This is a genomic window from Photorhabdus cinerea, assembly GCF_011189575.1.
Classification (GTDB): domain Bacteria; phylum Pseudomonadota; class Gammaproteobacteria; order Enterobacterales; family Enterobacteriaceae; genus Photorhabdus; species Photorhabdus cinerea.
Window position 1 is genome coordinate 111,607 of record NZ_PUJW01000010.1, and the last position, 17,256, is coordinate 128,862.

The 17,256-nt window shown below is 42.3% G+C and carries 12 protein-coding genes and 1 other RNA gene; 7 read left to right on the forward strand and 6 right to left on the reverse strand.

Annotated elements, in window-relative coordinates; translation table 11 throughout:
• Positions 1-208: 208 nt before the first annotated feature.
• Complete coding sequence (locus tag C5469_RS11490) at positions 209-604, forward strand: DoxX family protein (RefSeq protein WP_166306359.1); 396 nt, start codon at positions 209-211, stop codon at positions 602-604.
• 848 nt (positions 605-1,452) lie between these two features.
• Here C5469_RS11490 and C5469_RS11495 read toward each other — a convergent pair.
• Positions 1,453-2,349 (reverse strand): LysR family transcriptional regulator, encoded by an 897-nt coding sequence (locus C5469_RS11495; protein WP_166306362.1) that lies wholly within the window; start codon positions 2,347-2,349, stop codon positions 1,453-1,455.
• A gap of 108 nt (positions 2,350-2,457) precedes the next feature.
• On the opposite strand from C5469_RS11495, the gene C5469_RS11500 reads away from it, so the two are divergent.
• A complete protein-coding gene (locus tag C5469_RS11500; protein WP_166306365.1) occupies positions 2,458-3,159 on the forward strand; it encodes a pirin family protein in 702 nt (233 codons plus the stop codon).
• Between the two features lie 43 nt (positions 3,160-3,202).
• Here the strand turns inward: C5469_RS11500 and rnpB are convergent.
• Both rnpB and rsmI read right to left on the reverse strand, forming a co-directional pair.
• Positions 3,203-3,577, reverse strand: an RNA gene (gene rnpB, locus C5469_RS11505) — RNase P RNA component class A.
• Positions 3,578-3,641: 64 nt separating this feature from the next.
• A complete protein-coding gene (rsmI, locus tag C5469_RS11510) occupies positions 3,642-4,520 on the reverse strand; it encodes a 16S rRNA (cytidine(1402)-2'-O)-methyltransferase (protein WP_166306368.1) in 879 nt (292 codons plus the stop codon).
• 63 nt (positions 4,521-4,583) lie between these two features.
• Here rsmI and C5469_RS11515 point away from each other — a divergent pair, with 63 nt between their 5' ends.
• From C5469_RS11515 to dolP, 4 genes are all read left to right on the forward strand, one after another.
• On the forward strand, positions 4,584-6,329 hold the full coding sequence (locus C5469_RS11515; protein WP_166306370.1) for a penicillin-binding protein activator: 1,746 nt from the start codon (positions 4,584-4,586) through the stop codon (positions 6,327-6,329).
• Positions 6,330-6,390: 61 nt separating this feature from the next.
• Positions 6,391-6,771: a YraN family protein gene (locus C5469_RS11520; protein WP_166306373.1), complete on the forward strand. Its 381-nt coding sequence runs from the start codon at positions 6,391-6,393 to the stop codon at positions 6,769-6,771.
• Between the two features lie 24 nt (positions 6,772-6,795).
• A complete protein-coding gene (gene diaA, locus C5469_RS11525; protein ID WP_036768385.1) occupies positions 6,796-7,386 on the forward strand; it encodes a DnaA initiator-associating protein DiaA in 591 nt (196 codons plus the stop codon).
• Positions 7,387-7,396: 10 nt separating this feature from the next.
• Positions 7,397-7,972, forward strand: coding sequence for a division/outer membrane stress-associated lipid-binding lipoprotein (gene dolP, locus C5469_RS11530; protein WP_166306376.1), 576 nt, complete (start codon positions 7,397-7,399; stop codon positions 7,970-7,972).
• A 127-nt stretch (positions 7,973-8,099) separates the two neighbouring features.
• Here the strand turns inward: dolP and mtgA are convergent, their stop codons facing one another.
• The 3 genes from mtgA to arcB all read right to left on the reverse strand — a co-directional run bounded on the left by mtgA (position 8,100) and on the right by arcB (position 12,065).
• Positions 8,100-8,825 carry a monofunctional biosynthetic peptidoglycan transglycosylase gene (mtgA, locus tag C5469_RS11535; RefSeq protein WP_166306379.1) on the reverse strand — a complete coding sequence of 242 codons (726 nt, stop codon included), beginning with the start codon at positions 8,823-8,825 and terminating at the stop codon, positions 8,100-8,102.
• 4 nt (positions 8,826-8,829) lie between these two features.
• Positions 8,830-9,483 (reverse strand): isoprenoid biosynthesis glyoxalase ElbB, encoded by a 654-nt coding sequence (elbB, locus tag C5469_RS11540; RefSeq protein WP_166306382.1) that lies wholly within the window; start codon positions 9,481-9,483, stop codon positions 8,830-8,832.
• A gap of 236 nt (positions 9,484-9,719) precedes the next feature.
• On the reverse strand, positions 9,720-12,065 hold the full coding sequence (gene arcB, locus C5469_RS11545; protein WP_166306385.1) for an aerobic respiration two-component sensor histidine kinase ArcB: 2,346 nt from the start codon (positions 12,063-12,065) through the stop codon (positions 9,720-9,722).
• A 730-nt stretch (positions 12,066-12,795) separates the two neighbouring features.
• Here arcB and gltB point away from each other — a divergent pair.
• Positions 12,796-17,253, forward strand: coding sequence for a glutamate synthase large subunit (gene gltB / locus C5469_RS11550; RefSeq protein WP_166306387.1), 4,458 nt, complete (start codon positions 12,796-12,798; stop codon positions 17,251-17,253).
• Positions 17,254-17,256: the final 3 nt, after the last annotated feature.

Below are 17,256 nucleotides of genomic sequence, written 5' to 3' on the forward strand. Positions count from 1 at the left end.
ATAATATACCTTGTTGATGATCACTTTGGTTGCTCACATTCAAAAACTTTGTATAAAATTGTTAATAATCCTTGCTTACAACTCACCTCATCTCTCTTTAGTATACATTCCATCCGTTAATGATTAGCAAATTGTATTGTTTCAAGCTGATATAGACTAATCATCAAACAAATCATTGTTATTATTTATCTATCGCCTGGAGTCGTTAATGAAAAAATTTGAAGATAGTGCCTTGCTATTAGCTCGTATTTTAATGCCAATCCTATTTATAGTTGCAGGTTATGGTAAGCTGGGTGACTCCTACACTGGCACTCAACAATATATGGAAGCAATGGGGATTCCTGGTTTTTTATTACCACTGACTATTTTGCTTGAACTAGGTGGTGGCCTGGCAATACTATTTGGCTTCTTAACCCGTACAACAGCATTATTTACCTTTGGTTTCTGTGTTCTGACTTCCCTGCTTTTCCACAGCAATTTTGCTGAAGGTATGAACCAGACTATGTTTCTGAAAAATATGACTATTGGTGGCGGCTACCTGTTACTAGCTATCACAGGTCCAGGTAAATTCAGCCTCGACCGTCTAATGAACAAAAACTGGTGATGTTTTAAGCCATCAAACATAAACTGCCTCCAGGTAACAATAATTCTTCACCAAAACCTGTATTAGGAAGAAACGTGAAAATGGGGTTCCCACAATATTGAGGGGCCCTGCAAACAACGAGAATAAACTATAATGATTATTTTAGAAAATTCTATAAGATGATCAATAATAGAACTTCACACCCATTTCTAATGGGCTAAGAATAAAATAAAAATTGGTTAAAAAATAAAATCCCCAGTTGCAAGATATATAGTTAAAATTCAGAAAAACAAGACATCCATTGCCATTAAATATTGATATTGGATTTATTCCCACCATATTAAAATTTGGTACCAACGAATCCATTCAAATACCAAAATTAAAATACACACCGAGAAATATCCCATATCAAATAAGCGACATATTGAATTACATATATTTTTATTTGATAACTCTCATCAACTTAATTTTGCAATAAATATCTTAGCACACTTATCCACTTACAATAAAAATCATCTTTATCAAAAAATTATTTTATTTTCAAACAAAAGCATATATTCACTAATTCACTATTTTTTACCAGTGTGTATTTAACCACTATTGAATGATGTTAGGTTTATTACTACATTTATGTCCCAAACATGGTGTACCCCATATTTGGGACACATCCAATTACTGGTTTTTAAGAGCTGCTCTTAACGACATGCCTACCTCGTTCTCTAACTGTATATTCCAGTTTCAAGAAATACCTCCTGTTCGGGAGTTAGGATGAATACGCTTTTTATAGCTGCTAAAATTTTCATCACTCACCCCAAACATCCCAAGTTACTCAAAAAATAACGCCGTAATTTTCTACACAGCTTCTATCTTTACCGGCTAGCAAATAACTTAGGGATTTCCCGCAAACACCAAGATTTCGCTTCCCCCATACTGTCTCGTCGCCATGCCATAATAATATTTGCGTCATGACTGTATTCAGAACTAATCACCCGCAAACGACCCGCAGTAATATCTTGTTCCACCATAGGATAAGGCATGGTCGCAACCCCCAATCCAGCTAAGAGAGCACGACGTTTATCTTCCAGAGAACTGACCGTCAAACGCTGTTGCTTATCTAATAACTGAACCGTCAATACCGGACGCTCCCTTGCTGTATCTGCCACAGCAATACCACGGTATTTCACTCGTGTTACATCAGACAAAGGCTCCGGTTCTTGGTGAATAGGATGCTCAGGGCTAGCTACATATACATTGGTAATGCTGTAAAGATGACGCGAGTTAATTTCTGCCGATGCGCGGAAATGCATATCTGGCGCAATAACAATATCCGCCCGCCCAGTTTCCAGTCGCTCCCATGAGCCAGCCAAAACCTCAGTCAACAAAGAGAGCTGGGTGTTCGATTTCTGAGCAAGTTTGCCCACGAGTGGAAACAATGAAGATGCAGGAACCAATGCCTCACAAACGATTGTCAGATGAGTTTCCCAACCCCGCGCTAATGCCTCTGCATCAGCGGTTAATTTATCCGCAGCCTCAAGTAATTGACGCCCACGCTCAAGTAACATACGGCCAACATTGGTGAATTTAGTTCTATGACCCGAACGGTCAAATAGCACCACATCCAACTCATCTTCCAGCTTTTGCATCGTATAGCTAAGTGCAGAAGGAACACGACCAAGTTCATCAGCTGCCGCAGCAAAACTTCCCCGCCGGTCAATCGCATCCATGACCCGTAGAGATTCCAGTGTAAGCGCTCGTTCTTTGCTCATATTTTTCTCAATCAGGAAATTTGAATATGGTGACCAGATTAACTGGCTAACATTTCGCCGTCCAGATAATTACTATTTTAGTGTGTGTTTTTTAAGGTAATCGCTATCATGATTGTAAATAGAGAAGCAAAGCAATGTGGAAAAGCTGACTATGGTTGGCTACAAGCTCGTTATACATTTTCATTTGGCCACTATTTTGATCCAAAATTTTTAGGGTATGGCGCTCTGCGCGTACTTAATCAGGAAACTATTGCACCAAAAGCCGCTTTCCAGCCTAAATCTTATCCACATGTAGATATACTGAATATTATTCTACAAGGAGGAGCAGAATATCGTGACAGCGAAGGCAATCATGTTCGAGCTTACAAGGGAGAATGCTTACTATTCTCTACTCGTCAGGGTATCAGCTACAGTGAACATAATATCAGTGCCAATAAGCCACTAACCCGCTTACAGCTTTGGCTGAATGCCTTCCCTCAACAGGAAAGTTTACCGTTGCAACGGATGGAGTTATCCGAGCAGCCATTAACTATGCTAGCCTCTCCAACCGCAGAAGATGGCAGTATGCAATTACGTCAGCGAGTGTGGGTTAATCATATTTCTCTTAATAAAAATCAATCTCATTATCTGCAATTAAAAGGAAAAAATGCCTATCTGCAATCCCTAAACGGGAATATAAAAATAAAAGGTGATTCGAAGGATAACGCTTTGATTAAATGTGGAGACGGCGCTTTTATTCATGAAGAAAATCGTCTGGCTTTAAAAGCAGATACTGAATTTCAGGGTTTATTAATTGATTTGTCAGACTAAAAAAACGCAAGCCCCATCAGGTAACAACCTAATGGGGCTAAATTTGTGAAGTTGACCGATAAGCCGGGTTCTGTCGTGGACAATCATTCATCTAGGCCAGCACTTGCGCACTGGCTCAAGCAGCCTACCCGGGTTCGATACGGGCCGTACCTGGTGAACCCCTATTTGGCCTTGCTCCGGGTGGAGTTTACCGTGCCACGAACTGTTACCAGTCGCGCGGTGCGCTCTTACCGCACCCTTTCACCCTTACCTGATCCTACATAAGTAGGCCATCGGCGGTTTGCTCTCTGTTGCACTAGTCGTAGGCTTTCACCTCCCAGACGTTATCTGGCACCCTGCCCTATGGAGCCCGGACTTTCCTCCCCTCTATCTATCATCCAAGGGATGATGATAAAGCAGCGACTGTCTAGTCAACTCCGCGGCAGATTATAAGGGGTTTGCCTGACGATGTATAGGCGTTTACTGATTATCTGTCTTGTTTATCAGCAACTGTCATTATCTTCATTTTGTCCCAGAGCATGACGATAAAGTGCATTTTTCTTCACACCATGAATCTCTGCTGCCAATGCAGCCGCTTTTTTCAACGGCAATTCTTGCTGAAGAAGTTCCAGCGTTCTTAATGCTTCTGGAGATAAAGCATCATCAGCGGTTTTTTTATAACCTTCAACAATCAATACCATTTCACCACGGCGGCGGGTTTCATCTTCTTTAATCCATACCAGAAGTTCACTTACCGACATTCCCTGAATTGATTCCCAAGTTTTTGTCAGTTCCCGCGCCAAAACGACATAGCGTTCAGCCCCCCACACTTCAACCATATCTTCTAAACTATCGATCAAACGATGAGTAGATTCATAAAAAATTAAAGTACGTGGCTCCTGTTCCAAAGCCCGTAAAGTATCTTTCCGACTTTTACTCTTAGCGGGCAAAAATCCTTCATAACAGAAACGATCAGATGGCAAACCAGCAGCAGACAATGCAGTTATTGCTGCACAAGGCCCTGGAAGAGGGACAACGTGAATACCTGCTTCACGGCAACGACGAACGACATGATAACCAGGGTCGTTAATCAATGGGGTTCCCGCGTCAGAGACTAATGCAATACTCTTTCCCTGCTGAAGTGTTGTAATTAATTGATCTGCTTTCTGCTGTTCATTATGATCATGAAGTGCGAACATACGCGCATTAATGGCAAAATGTTGAAGCAACAAGCCCGTATGTCGCGTATCTTCGGCCGCAATCAAATCGACATGCTCAAGAACTTCAAGCGCACGCTGAGTAATATCGCCCAAGTTTCCAATGGGGGTTGGCACAACATATAGCGTGGATGTCGTAACCACTGCTCGATTGGGTTGATTCATTGTTTCATCCGAATGACCGATTTAAAATTGAGCATCTTTGAAAAAAACATCGCTGGATACAGTATGCTTTCCTCAATTTTTGTGCGTATCAAAACTGGTTTAGTCTGTTCAGCTATGCTGGCAGTTATGATCATCGCAGGGTGTACCATGCCTGACCAACAAGGGCAACAACCTTCGCAAACTCTGGACAAGGTCAGTACAGAAATCGCCCATTATCAATCCATCATTGATGCTGCCAATGGCGAACCTTCTCTTGATGTCATCCGTGCTTATATCGCTCAGGAACCACTTCTGCAAGATGATACTATTCATCAAAAAAATATTGATGATACCTGGCAGATACTAACCCGCTTTTCTCCGCAAGATAGCAGTGGGTTAGTAATCAACGCTGATGAAAATGTTCTGCAAGGCTGGCTAGACTTACTCAGTACCTATCAGGATAACAAACAGGACTCCGACAAACTACAGGCAGCTATTCGTGACTGGAAAATTCGTTATCCGCAAAACCCGGCAGCACAATCACTTCCAACCCAGTTACAACAGGAAGCCATCCAACCACAAGGTACGAACGCCCGTATTGCACTGTTCCTACCATTAAGTGGTCAAGCGAAAGTATTCGGTGAAGCAATCCGTCAGGGTTTTCTTGATGCTCAAGCAGGTTTACCTAGCCCCTCAATGCCTACAGAGAATCCGGCAAACTTACCTCCTATAGCTAACAGCAATAATGCTCCAGATGAAACGACTCCTGCCAATGCGACGCCAAATGAAGCTACACCTGCTGAATCAGCAATACCAACCGTTCAGTCAACTCCTGCCATAGCAAATACACCAATTAACACGCAACAAGTCAAAATCTATGACACTGCAAGTCAGCCATTAGAAAATCTATTAATGCAGGCTGAACAGGACGGTATGAATTTAGTTGTTGGGCCGCTACTTAAGCCCGACGTAGTTAAACTGGTTCAGATTAATACTCCACTAAACATGCTGGTGTTGAACGAATTAGATAATGCACAACCCCAACCAAATATTTGTTATTTTTCTTTGTCACCAGAAGATGAAGCAAAAAATGCCGCAGAGCATATTTGGCAGCAACAGAAACAGAATCCTCTGATACTGGTTCCTCGCAGTAGCTTCGGTGACAGAATTGCCAAAGCATTCGCGGAGGAATGGCAAAAACAAGGTGGTCATACCGTTCTGCAACAAACCTTCGGCTCTTCTGCCGAACTGAAACAATCAATTAACAGAGGTATTGGTATTCGTCTAACTGGGACAGCGGTTGTTGTTCATGTAGCAAATCAGCCCATACCAACCACTATGGGTAATCAGGAAATCCCTCAGATAAATACAGATGTGGTTTCCACCTCTGATGGTGCAGTAGATGCAGTTTATATTGTTTCCACCTTGGATGAACTGACCCTAATTAAGCCAATGATTGATATGGCAGTCAGTTCCCGCAATAAACCTGCTCTATATGCAAGTTCCCGTAGTAATCAGGCCGGTGCTGGTCCTGATTTCCGTCTGGAAATGGAGGGAGTACAATTTAGCGACATTCCATTAATAGCAGGCGCTAACTTGCCACTGATGCAGCAAGCAGCCGGTAAGTTTGCGAACGATTACTCTCTGATGCGCCTTTACGCTATGGGTATTGATGCTTGGTCATTGGCAAATCAGTTCAGTCAGATTCAACTTCAAAGTGGTTTCCATCTCAATGGTGCTTCCGGTATGCTATCTGTTCAGGAAAATTGCGCAATTTTCCGACAGCTCCCATGGATGCAGTATCATCATGGTCAAATCATTACCATTTAATTTAACAGTTGATTGCCGCTTGTTATCAGGCGGCATTTAAATTTAAGCAATCCATTTCAAGATGAAAATAAAAAAGCCGACAAGTTATTTGCTGGGACGCAACTATGAAACGCAGGCAAAGTTATTTTTACAAAAACAGGGACTATCTTTTATCGCTGCGAATGTGAAAATGCATGGTGGTGAAATTGACCTGATTATGAAAGACAAGCAGACTTGGGTCTTTATTGAAGTCCGCTTTCGTAAACTAGAGCAGCATGGCGATGCGCTATCGACAATCACCCGTAGCAAGCGTAAAAAATTATTACACGCTGCCGCAGTGTGGTTATATCAACGAGGCGAATGTTTTGAAACTACTTCTTGTCGCTTTGATATTTGTGCTATTACTGGTCAAAGATTTGAATGGTTACCAAATGCCTTCAATCAAAATGAGTTCACTCGTTAAAATGATACTGAGTAGGTTATAAACGTGCTGGATAGAATTAAAGTCTGTTTTACGGAAAGTATTCAAACTCAGATTGCAGCTGCGGAAGCATTACCTGATGCTATCTCTCGTGCTGCAATGACGATGGTTGAGTCATTACTAAATGGTAATAAAATCCTTTGCTGTGGTAACGGTGGTTCAGCCGCAACTGCACAGCGGTTTGCTGCCAATATGATCAACCGGTTTGAAACTGAGCGTCCAAGTCTTCCTGCATTATCACTTAACGCAGATAATGTGGTGATAACTGCGATTTTAAGCAGTAAACAACATGATGAAATTTATGCTAAACAGGTTCGAGCACTAGGTCAGCAAGGTGATGTGTTATTAGCTATCTCCACTCATGGTAATAGCCGTGACGTTGTTAAAGCTGTTGAAGCTGCTGTAAACCGCGATATGACGATTGTCGCCCTTACTGGCTATGATGGTGGTGAACTTGCTGGCTTATTAGGGCCGCAGGACGTGGAAATTCGTATTCCATCTCATCGCAGTACCAGAATTCAGGAAGTTCATATGCTAACAGTTAACTGCCTATGTGACTTAATCGACAATACACTCTTTCCCCATCAGGATGACTAAGGAACCAATAATGCGATTTCTCTCCCTATTAACTACGGTTTGTGCCGCTGTAATGTTACAAGGATGTATTAGTGCTGCGGTAATAGGTTCTGCCGCCGTAGCGACTAAAACAGCAACTGATCCCCGTACTATCGGCCAGCAGGTCGATGATGGCACTCTGGAAGCACGTGTGAGTAATGCGCTTAACAAAGACAAACAACTCAAGGAACAAACCCGAATTATTACTACTGCCTATCAAGGGAAAGTTTTGCTGACAGGTCAAAGCTCAGATTCAAGCCTTTCAGACCGTGCTAAACAAATAGCATCACGTGTTAACGGAACGCAGGTTATTTACAATGAAATTCGTCAGGGTAAACCTGTTGAATTGGGTACTGCGTCTAAAGATACTTGGATCACCACCAAGGTGCGTTCAAAAATCCTGGCGAGTGACTCGGTTAAGTCTTCCAACATAAAAGTTGTTACGGAAAACGGTGAAGTCTTTTTGCTGGGAATTCTGACTAAGCAAGAAGGCAATGCCGCAGCAAAAATTGCCAGCGAAACTGACGGTGTAAAACGGGTAACAACTGCATTTACTTATTTAAATTAAGTATGTTACTGGGGTGATAACATAATAAAACTTTCCCCAGAGGTATTGCGCCGCGCCCACCCTTTGGCGCGCGTGCTTTACTCTTTTATCGTCCAACGTCAAACCTAGTGACTTTGCTACCCTTTCCTTAATTATTTTTCATTAACTCATTTTTCTTAAGATAATTCACTCCTCCCAACAGCCTCATTTGCCGCAAAATCCATTGTTGACGCTGTAAAACATAAGCTGAAGGTGCATTAACTTTATAACGGTGTGGATTAGGCAATACTGCTGCGAGTAAGGCTGCTTCTGACGTTGTCAATTTACTAGCCGATTTATGGAAATAGTATCTGGATGCCTCTTCAACACCAAAAATACCCTCACCAAATTCTGCAATATTAAGATAAACAGTTAGAATTCTGCTTTTTGTCCATCCCAACTCAATGGCAAAAGTCATCCCTGCTTCCAATCCTTTCCTCAACCAGCTACGCCCATTCCACAAAAATAAATTTTTAACTGTTTGCTGAGAAATTGTTGAAGCCCCTCGGAGTCTTCCCAGGTCATTCTTATTATGCTCAAATGCCTTTCCGATAGCATCCAAGTCAAATCCCCAATGCTGCGGAAATTTTTGATCTTCCGCAGCAATAACAGCTAATGCGATATTTGGCGATATTTGCTCTTGCTCTATCCAGATAGAACGAGAAACATAAGAAAAATTAAATGATAACCAAGCGTTAATCTGACGCTCAACCATAACCATAGAAAATGGCGCTGGCAAAAATGAAAATGCAACAACAGAAACTATCCATAAGATAATGACTGAAATTACGATTTTTTTAAGCCAGAGCCATAAAAATTGCAAAGAATTTCGCACTCAGTTACTCAGTCATTTCCAATACTTTTCTGACAAGTTTATCAATTCCTTCCTCTGCCTGAGAGATAGATTCAGCAAGCATATAGGCTGGAGTTGTAACAATTTTATTTTCTAAATCAACAACAATATCATTTACCTTACAAACTATATGTATTCCCCCCATTTTCTCTATTTGGGCAACTGTGTCAGGATCATCGCCAATAGTTAATTTCACCGGTTTATTAAGTAGTTTCGGCAACATAACGGGAGCAATGCACATAAATCCCATTGGTTTATGTTGCTGGTGCATAGCTCTCACTAAACTTAATAAATCTTTATTGATTTCGCAGTCAACTTCTTTAATCGCAAAGTCACATAAATTCTTTGCAACACCAAATCCCCCAGGAATGATCAGGGCATCAAACTCATTTGCATTTGCATGTGACAAAGGCTTGATTCTTCCTCTTGAAATACGCGCAGATTCCTGTAAGACATTACGTTTTTCACCAGTTTCTTCACCATTAATATGATTAATAACATGAAGTTGTGGCTCATCAGGAGCCAAAAAGCATGTCTTAACACCTGAACGATCTAAAGAAAGCATTGTTAATACTGATTCATGAATTTCACTACCATCAAATACACCACATCCACTTAAGACAACCGCAACTGATTTCATACCTCACTCCATTTGTAGTAGATTATTGCTTAACCCTTTAGGGGGTCAAACACCAATCTTCATCACAGATTTTAATGAATCTTGTAACAAAAAATCTTATCTTTGCTATGTTGGTACTTGTATGATGTACGGAGAATTCCCCATTTACTCACCCCAACAAAGATGTATTAGATAGGCGTGTAAAAAGTTTTCCCTGGTGTTGGCGCAGTATTCGCGCACCCCAACCTCGGTTGGGGTTATTTTTTTTCTGCTTCTGCCAACCATTCCCCTAAAATTTCTATATCGTTTCTCCATTCTTGTTTTAATTCATCAACCCATTCCTGAACATTGTCCCACCATGCGGGTAAATCCGGTGATTGGATCTGCTGAGCCAGTTGCTGTAAATGACGTAATCCGACCGAACCCGCGGCACCTTTTATCTTATGAGCTTCTTCCGTAATGCCTTTCTGGTCTTTAGCTGTCATATTCGAATCCAAAACAGATAGGTACCCTGGCATCATCTTTTCAAATACATTTAAACTATTGCGAATCAATTGAGGGCCAACAAGTTCGATGTATTGATTAAGCATTTCTGTATCAAGTAAATCTTCATCTTTTTTCATCAATCCCAACTCATCTTCCTTTGGCTTCATACAATATACCGACTGCTCTCCCCAGAATTGTTCAATGGTGGCAGTTAACGCATTGACGGAAAGTGGTTTACTCAGTACCCCATCCATACCTGCATCTAAATATTCTTTTTTATCTTTTAAAACATTAGCAGTCAGCGCAATAAGTGGGGGCAGCTCCTGTTTGGTATAACGCTTACATAATTCACGAGCGATATCTAGTCCGCTCATATCAGGCAGTTGAATATCAAGTAATACCAGATCAAACTCTCCCGGCTGGAACACTTCAAGAGCATCCTTACCATTCATTACTACCTCTACGCTGTTACCCAACTTTTCCAGTACTGAACGAGCAACTATGACATTCAACTCAATATCTTCTACCAACAGGATATGCAAAGCCGGAAGTGGGTAATCTTCTGTATCTTCTTCACATGGAAGGTGCTCTTCCATAGCGGGTGCAATGATAGACAGTGTAAATCGAGAACCTTTTCCCGGCTCACTTTCCACTACAATATCTCCGCCCATACTTTGGGATAAGCGTTTGGATACAGCCAATCCAATACCCGTTCCTGTTGCTGGACAACCACCACTACTGCCTTTCACCTGATAATACATCGCGAAGATCTTCTCCTGCTCATCAAGAGGAATACCAATCCCCGTGTCAGTGACTTCAAAAAGCAGGCGATCTCCTTCTTCATACCAGATTCGAACATTAATCTCGCCTTCTTGGGTGAACTTCACCGCATTACCAATCAGGTTCCATAAAATTTGGCGTAATCGAGTACCATCTGTAAGAATTTTAGCGGGTAATGGCAATGCGGGTTCCATGACAAATCTAATACCTTTTGGCTGCACAAGAAGCCCAGAGAGGTTTTCAAGATCGGACATAAAACCGGTAAAATCAATTGGCTGATTATCAATCTGTACTTTGCGCCGCTCAATTTTATCCATTTCTATAATGTCATTAAAAATATTACCCAGAGTGATAGCACTAACATGAATCGTTTTCAGATAATTATTTTGCTCAGGAGTCAACTCAGTATCGAGCAAGATGCGGCTCAAACCAACAATGCCATTTAAAGGCGTACGGAGCTCATGGCTAATCGTAGAGATAAAAGTCGTCTTATCCCTGCTGGCATTCTCCAAAGCGTCCTGATAGCGCTTACGTTCCGTTATATCGCGCCCAAATCCCATAAGCCCGTGCCTCTTTCCTACCCGATCATAAAAAGGGACTTTCCGCAGTTCAAAACAGGCTTTTCGACCATCGTGATAAACCAGCCATTGCTCATAAGTCAGCGCAACATTATGACGGAATACTTTCTCATCAGTTTCCATCACTTTACGAGCAACCTCTTTGTCATAAACATCATGGGGTGTCAGACCAATAAGTTGTTTCTGACTTTTGCCCGTCAGCAATTCCATGGCCCGATTACAACCAGAGAACTCATTATTTTCATTACGGTAATAGACCAAGTCAGGAGAAGCATCGAGAAAAGATTTCAGTAATACAGATTGCTGTTCCAGTTCAATCTGGGTCTGCTCACGGTGTTTCACCTCTTCTTGTAATTTATCCAACAACATCAGATGCGCCTGCTCTGCTTTTTCTCTTTCTGAGATCTCCTGATTAAGCTTAATAATGTTATCTTTTAATTGCTGATTAAGTTCTCGATCGCGCTGACGCATAACTTCCAGTTTTTCAACTAATCTGGATAATCGTTGTCGGGATTCTTCAAGCTGCTCAACAACAACCGAAAGGAAATAGACAGCCCAGGGAGTAATCAACAGACCAAAGAAGATTGAACGGACTAAATCAATACTTTGTACTCCTCCCTGAAGCAAGAAAGTCACTACCATCTGTACACCCATGGCAAGAACCACCAGCGCAGATGCAAGCAGTAATGAGAAGCGAACTAACCCCAATTTCATCATTAAATCAACATAATATTGGGCCAGGCCCCTGAGCAACTTCATAAAGACTCCTGTTCATATGACCAATCCAGATCATACCGTAAAAAACCGACTACTTCGTTGAAGGAATACAGAAATTGTTGACCCGATAAAACAATAGTATTACGTAATAGTTTAGGTTATAACTTCCCAAACATTATTCTGGCTTTTCATCTTTGCCGGTCTTTTTGCACAATCCAAACATGAATATATAATCATATTGGCCGCCCAAATAAGCATAAAATTCTTTTTTACCATGTTGATAACCACGATAAAGATAAAACTTTATTCTTATAAAGAAATAAATGTATATTAATACTATATAGTTTGAATTTGTCAGACTTTAAATCTGACAAATCAACATTTAACAGTATATATAAAACAGATATCACACTAATATTAGTGAGATAGCTCACATTAAAATTCCAACATGATCTATATCACACAACACTAATATTATTTTTTTTACTTAAAAATCATAAAATTAAATAAAATTTTTACCGATTCTAGTCTTATCCCGGCAATATTTGACCTGATTTACATTTCTCGTTAATTTGGAAAGCCACTGGAAATAATCAGTCAGATCCTCATCTGAACCATAATTATGCAGTGACACAATATTGTTTGTATCACCTGTTTCTAACAAACAAGTGATAGTTGATTAAGGACGCAATTCAGACGCCCGTAAAAACATTAATCTCACAAATTTTTGTGAGTTTCTGTGAGAGTCGGACAGAACCTGGGGAGGTTCACTATGCTATATAACAAATCTCAAGAAAAGGATAACTGTGGTTTTGGACTGATAGCCCATATCGAAGGGGAGCCAAGCCACAAAGTAGTTCGTACCGCTATCCATGCACTGGCACGCATGCAACATCGTGGTGCTATCCTGGCAGATGGTAAAACGGGTGATGGTTGCGGTTTATTACTGCAAAAGCCCGACCGTTTTTTTCGTATGGTCGCACAGGAGCAAGAGTGGCGTTTAGCTCGTAATTACGCAGTCGGTATGTTATTTCTCAGCCAGAACTCTCAGATTGCACAAACCTGCCGGGAAATAGTCGAACAGGAGTTACAAAATGAAACGCTGTCAGTCGTTGGCTGGCGTGAGGTACCGACCAACATTGATATTTTGGGTGAAATAGCCCTTTCAAGCCTCCCCCGTATCGAACAGGTTTTTGTTAATGCTCCTGCTGGCTGGCGCGCACGTGATTTAGAACGCCGTCTCTTCATTGCCCGCCGCCGAATAGAAAAACGCATCAGCGACAGTGACTTTTATGTTTGCAGTTTGTCCAATCTGGTCACTATCTATAAAGGATTATGCATGGCGGCAGATTTGCCCCGCTTCTATCCTGATCTGGCTGATTTACGTCTAGAATCAGCTATTTGCTTGTTTCATCAACGTTTCTCAACCAATACAGTCCCACGCTGGCCACTAGCACAACCTTTCCGCTATCTCGCTCATAATGGTGAAATAAATACGATAAATGGTAACCGCGAGTGGGCACGGGCAAGAGCCTATAAATTCAAAACTCCGCTTATTCCTGATTTACAAACTGCCGCCCCTTTCGTAAACGAAACAGGATCAGACTCCAGCTCACTCGATAATATGCTAGAACTGTTTCTCAATGGTGGAATGGATCTAATCCGTGCTATGCGGCTACTGGTTCCTCCTGCGTGGCAAAATAACCCTGATATGGATGAGGATCTGCGGGCTTTCTTTGATTTCAACTCCATGCACATGGAGCCATGGGATGGTCCTGCCGGTATCGTCATGTCAGATGGCCGCTATGCTGCTTGTAATCTGGATCGTAATGGCCTGCGCCCGGCACGTTATGTCATCACAAAAGATAAACTGATCACCTGTGCTTCTGAAATCGGCATCTGGGATTATCAACCGGATGAAGTAATAGAAAAAGGACGAGTTGGTCCCGGCGAACTCATGGTGATTGACACCCGCCAAGGCCGTATCCTGCATGCAGAAGAGACCGATAATGACCTGAAAAGTCGCCATCCGTATAAAGAATGGATGGATAAAAACGTCAAACGTCTTATCCCATTTGAAGAATTACGCCAAGATCAATCTGGCTACCGGAATCTGGACGATCAATCCCTAGCGGTTTATCACAAGCAATTTGCCTACAGCAATGAAGAATTAGATCAAATTATCCGTGTTCTGGGAGAAAACGGCCAAGAAGCAACAGGTTCAATGGGTGATGATACTCCGTTTGCTGTATTCTCCAGCCGCCCACGAATTATTTATGACTATTTCCGCCAACAATTCGCTCAGGTCACTAACCCACCAATTGATCCGCTGCGTGAAGCACATGTTATGTCTCTCACCACCTGCATAGGGCGTGAGATGAACGTATTTTGTGAAGCTGAAGGACAGGCACACCGACTAAGTTTTAAATCTCCTATTCTGCTCTACTCTGATTTTCATCAATTAACAACTCAGCAGAGTCCACATTATCGCGCAGAACAATTAGACTTAACGTTCAATCCACAGGAAACCAATCTGCAAAATGCCCTGCTTGTACTGTGTGACCTGGCTGAACAATTAGCCAGAGATGGCGCGGTACTACTGATATTATCTGACCGCAATATTACGCCAGATAAATTACCAATACCCGCCCCCATGGCTGTTGGTGCTATTCAGCATCGTCTGGTAGAAAAAAGTTTGCGCTGTGACACCAATCTGATAGTAGAAACAGCCAGTGCCCGTGATCCGCATCATTTCACTGTACTACTAGGATTTGGTGCAACAGCTATCTACCCCTATCTGGCTTACGAATCACTAGCCAAAATGGTCGATAATGGCACGATTAACAAACCTTATGCTGATGTCATGCTCAACTACCGCAATGGCATCAATAAAGGGCTATATAAAATCATGTCGAAAATGGGTATCTCGACTATCGCTTCCTATCGTTGTTCTAAATTGTTTGAAGCCGTCGGCTTACATTCTGAACTCACTGAGTTTTGCTTCAACGGCGTTATCAGCCGGATTGGAGGGGCTAACTTCAGTGATTTTGAGCAGGATCTGAGAAATTTATCCAAACGGGCATGGCTTGCCCGCCAGCCAGTTGATCAGGGAGGATTGCTGAAATATGTTCATAATGGCGAATATCATGCTTATAACCCAGATGTCGTAAGTGCTCTACAATCTGCGGTTCATAGCGGTGAATACAGCGACTACTTGAAATATGCTCGTCTGGTTAATCAGCGACCAATTACGACAATCCGTGATTTGCTGACGATAAAAACAAAAGATGAATCTATATCCATAGATGAAGTGGAATCAGCCGCAGAGCTGTTTAAACGCTTTGATACTGCCGCAATGTCGATTGGTGCATTAAGCCCCGAAGCACACGAAGCTCTGGCTGAAGCAATGAATACACTAGGTGGCTTTTCCAACTCTGGTGAAGGCGGAGAAGATCCCGCGCGTTACGGTACAAAAAAGATTTCCCGTATCAAACAAGTTGCTTCCGGGCGATTTGGCGTGACACCCGCCTATCTGGTCAACGCTGATGTGATTCAAATAAAAGTAGCACAAGGCGCTAAACCTGGGGAAGGAGGGCAGTTACCAGGTGATAAAGTGACACCTTATATTGCAAAATTACGTTATTCCGTACCAGGTATCACACTCATTTCTCCACCACCACATCACGACATTTACTCGATTGAAGATCTCGCTCAGTTGATTTTCGATCTAAAACAGATCAATCCCAAGGCATTGATCTCAGTAAAACTGGTTTCAGAGCCGGGAGTTGGCACAATTGCAACTGGTGTTGCTAAAGCTTATGCCGACTTAATTACTATCGCAGGTTATGATGGCGGTACTGGTGCTAGCCCATTGTCATCGGTGAAATATGCCGGATGCCCGTGGGAATTAGGATTAGTGGAAACCCAACAAGCTCTGGTCGCCAACGGATTACGCCATAAGATCCGCTTACAGGTAGATGGCGGACTGAAAACAGGCGTAGACATTATCAAAGCAGCCATTCTTGGTGCTGAAAGTTTCGGTTTCGGTACCGGACCAATGGTTGCCCTTGGATGCAAATATCTGCGTATCTGCCATCTAAATAACTGCGCAACTGGTGTCGCAACTCAGGATGAGAAATTACGCCGTGACCATTACCATGGATTACCTGATCGGGTCATGAATTATTTCCGTTTTATCGCCCGTGAAACCAGAGAGATCATGGCTGAATTAGGTATCAGAAGTCTGACTGATTTGATAGGCCGAACGGATCTACTTGAAGTATTGGAAGGCGTCTCAGCGAAACAGAGCAAATTAAATCTTGAACCTCTGTTAGCAACAGCGGAACCACATCAGGGCAAGGCGTTATATTGCACTGAAAACAATCCACCATTTGATGATGGAGTTCTGAATAAAAACTTACTGTCTCAAGCCGTCAGTTATATTGAAAACCAAAAAAGTAAAACTTTCTATTTTGATATCCGTAATACCGATCGCTCAGTCGGAGCTTCTCTTTCTGGCTTTATTGCTGATCGATATAGTAATCAAGGGATCGCAGCGGCTCCAATAAAAATTCATTTTAATGGCACTGCGGGTCAGAGTTTTGGTGTCTGGAATGCTGGCGGTCTGGAACTCACACTTATCGGTGATGCCAATGATTATGTCGGTAAAGGCATGGCTGGTGGCCGTATTGTAATACACCCACCCGTGGGATCTGCCTTCAAAAGCCATCAAGCAACCATTATTGGTAACACATGTCTCTACGGTGCAACCGGAGGCAAGCTGTTTGCTGCTGGGCGTGCCGGAGAACGCTTTGCCGTTCGCAATTCAGGTGCGATTACCGTTGTAGAAGGTATTGGAGATAATGGCTGCGAATATATGACGGGCGGTATCGCCTGTATTCTCGGACATACTGGAATAAACTTTGGTGCAGGAATGACCGGCGGCTTTGCTTATGTTCTGGATGAAAATGATGACTTCCGCAAACGAGTTAATCCAGAATTAGTTGAAGTACTGGCAGTAGATACCTTGGCTATCCACGAAGAACATTTGAGAGGGCTTATCACTGAACACGTTCTTTTGACCGGTTCCCAGCGTGGTGAAGATATTCTTGCTAACTGGCAACAGTGGTTGAGTAAATTTGCGCTTGTGAAACCCAAATCCAGTGATGTAAAAGCTCTTCTGGGACATCGCAGTCGTTCTTCCGCAGAATTGCGAATTCAGGCGCAGTAAGGA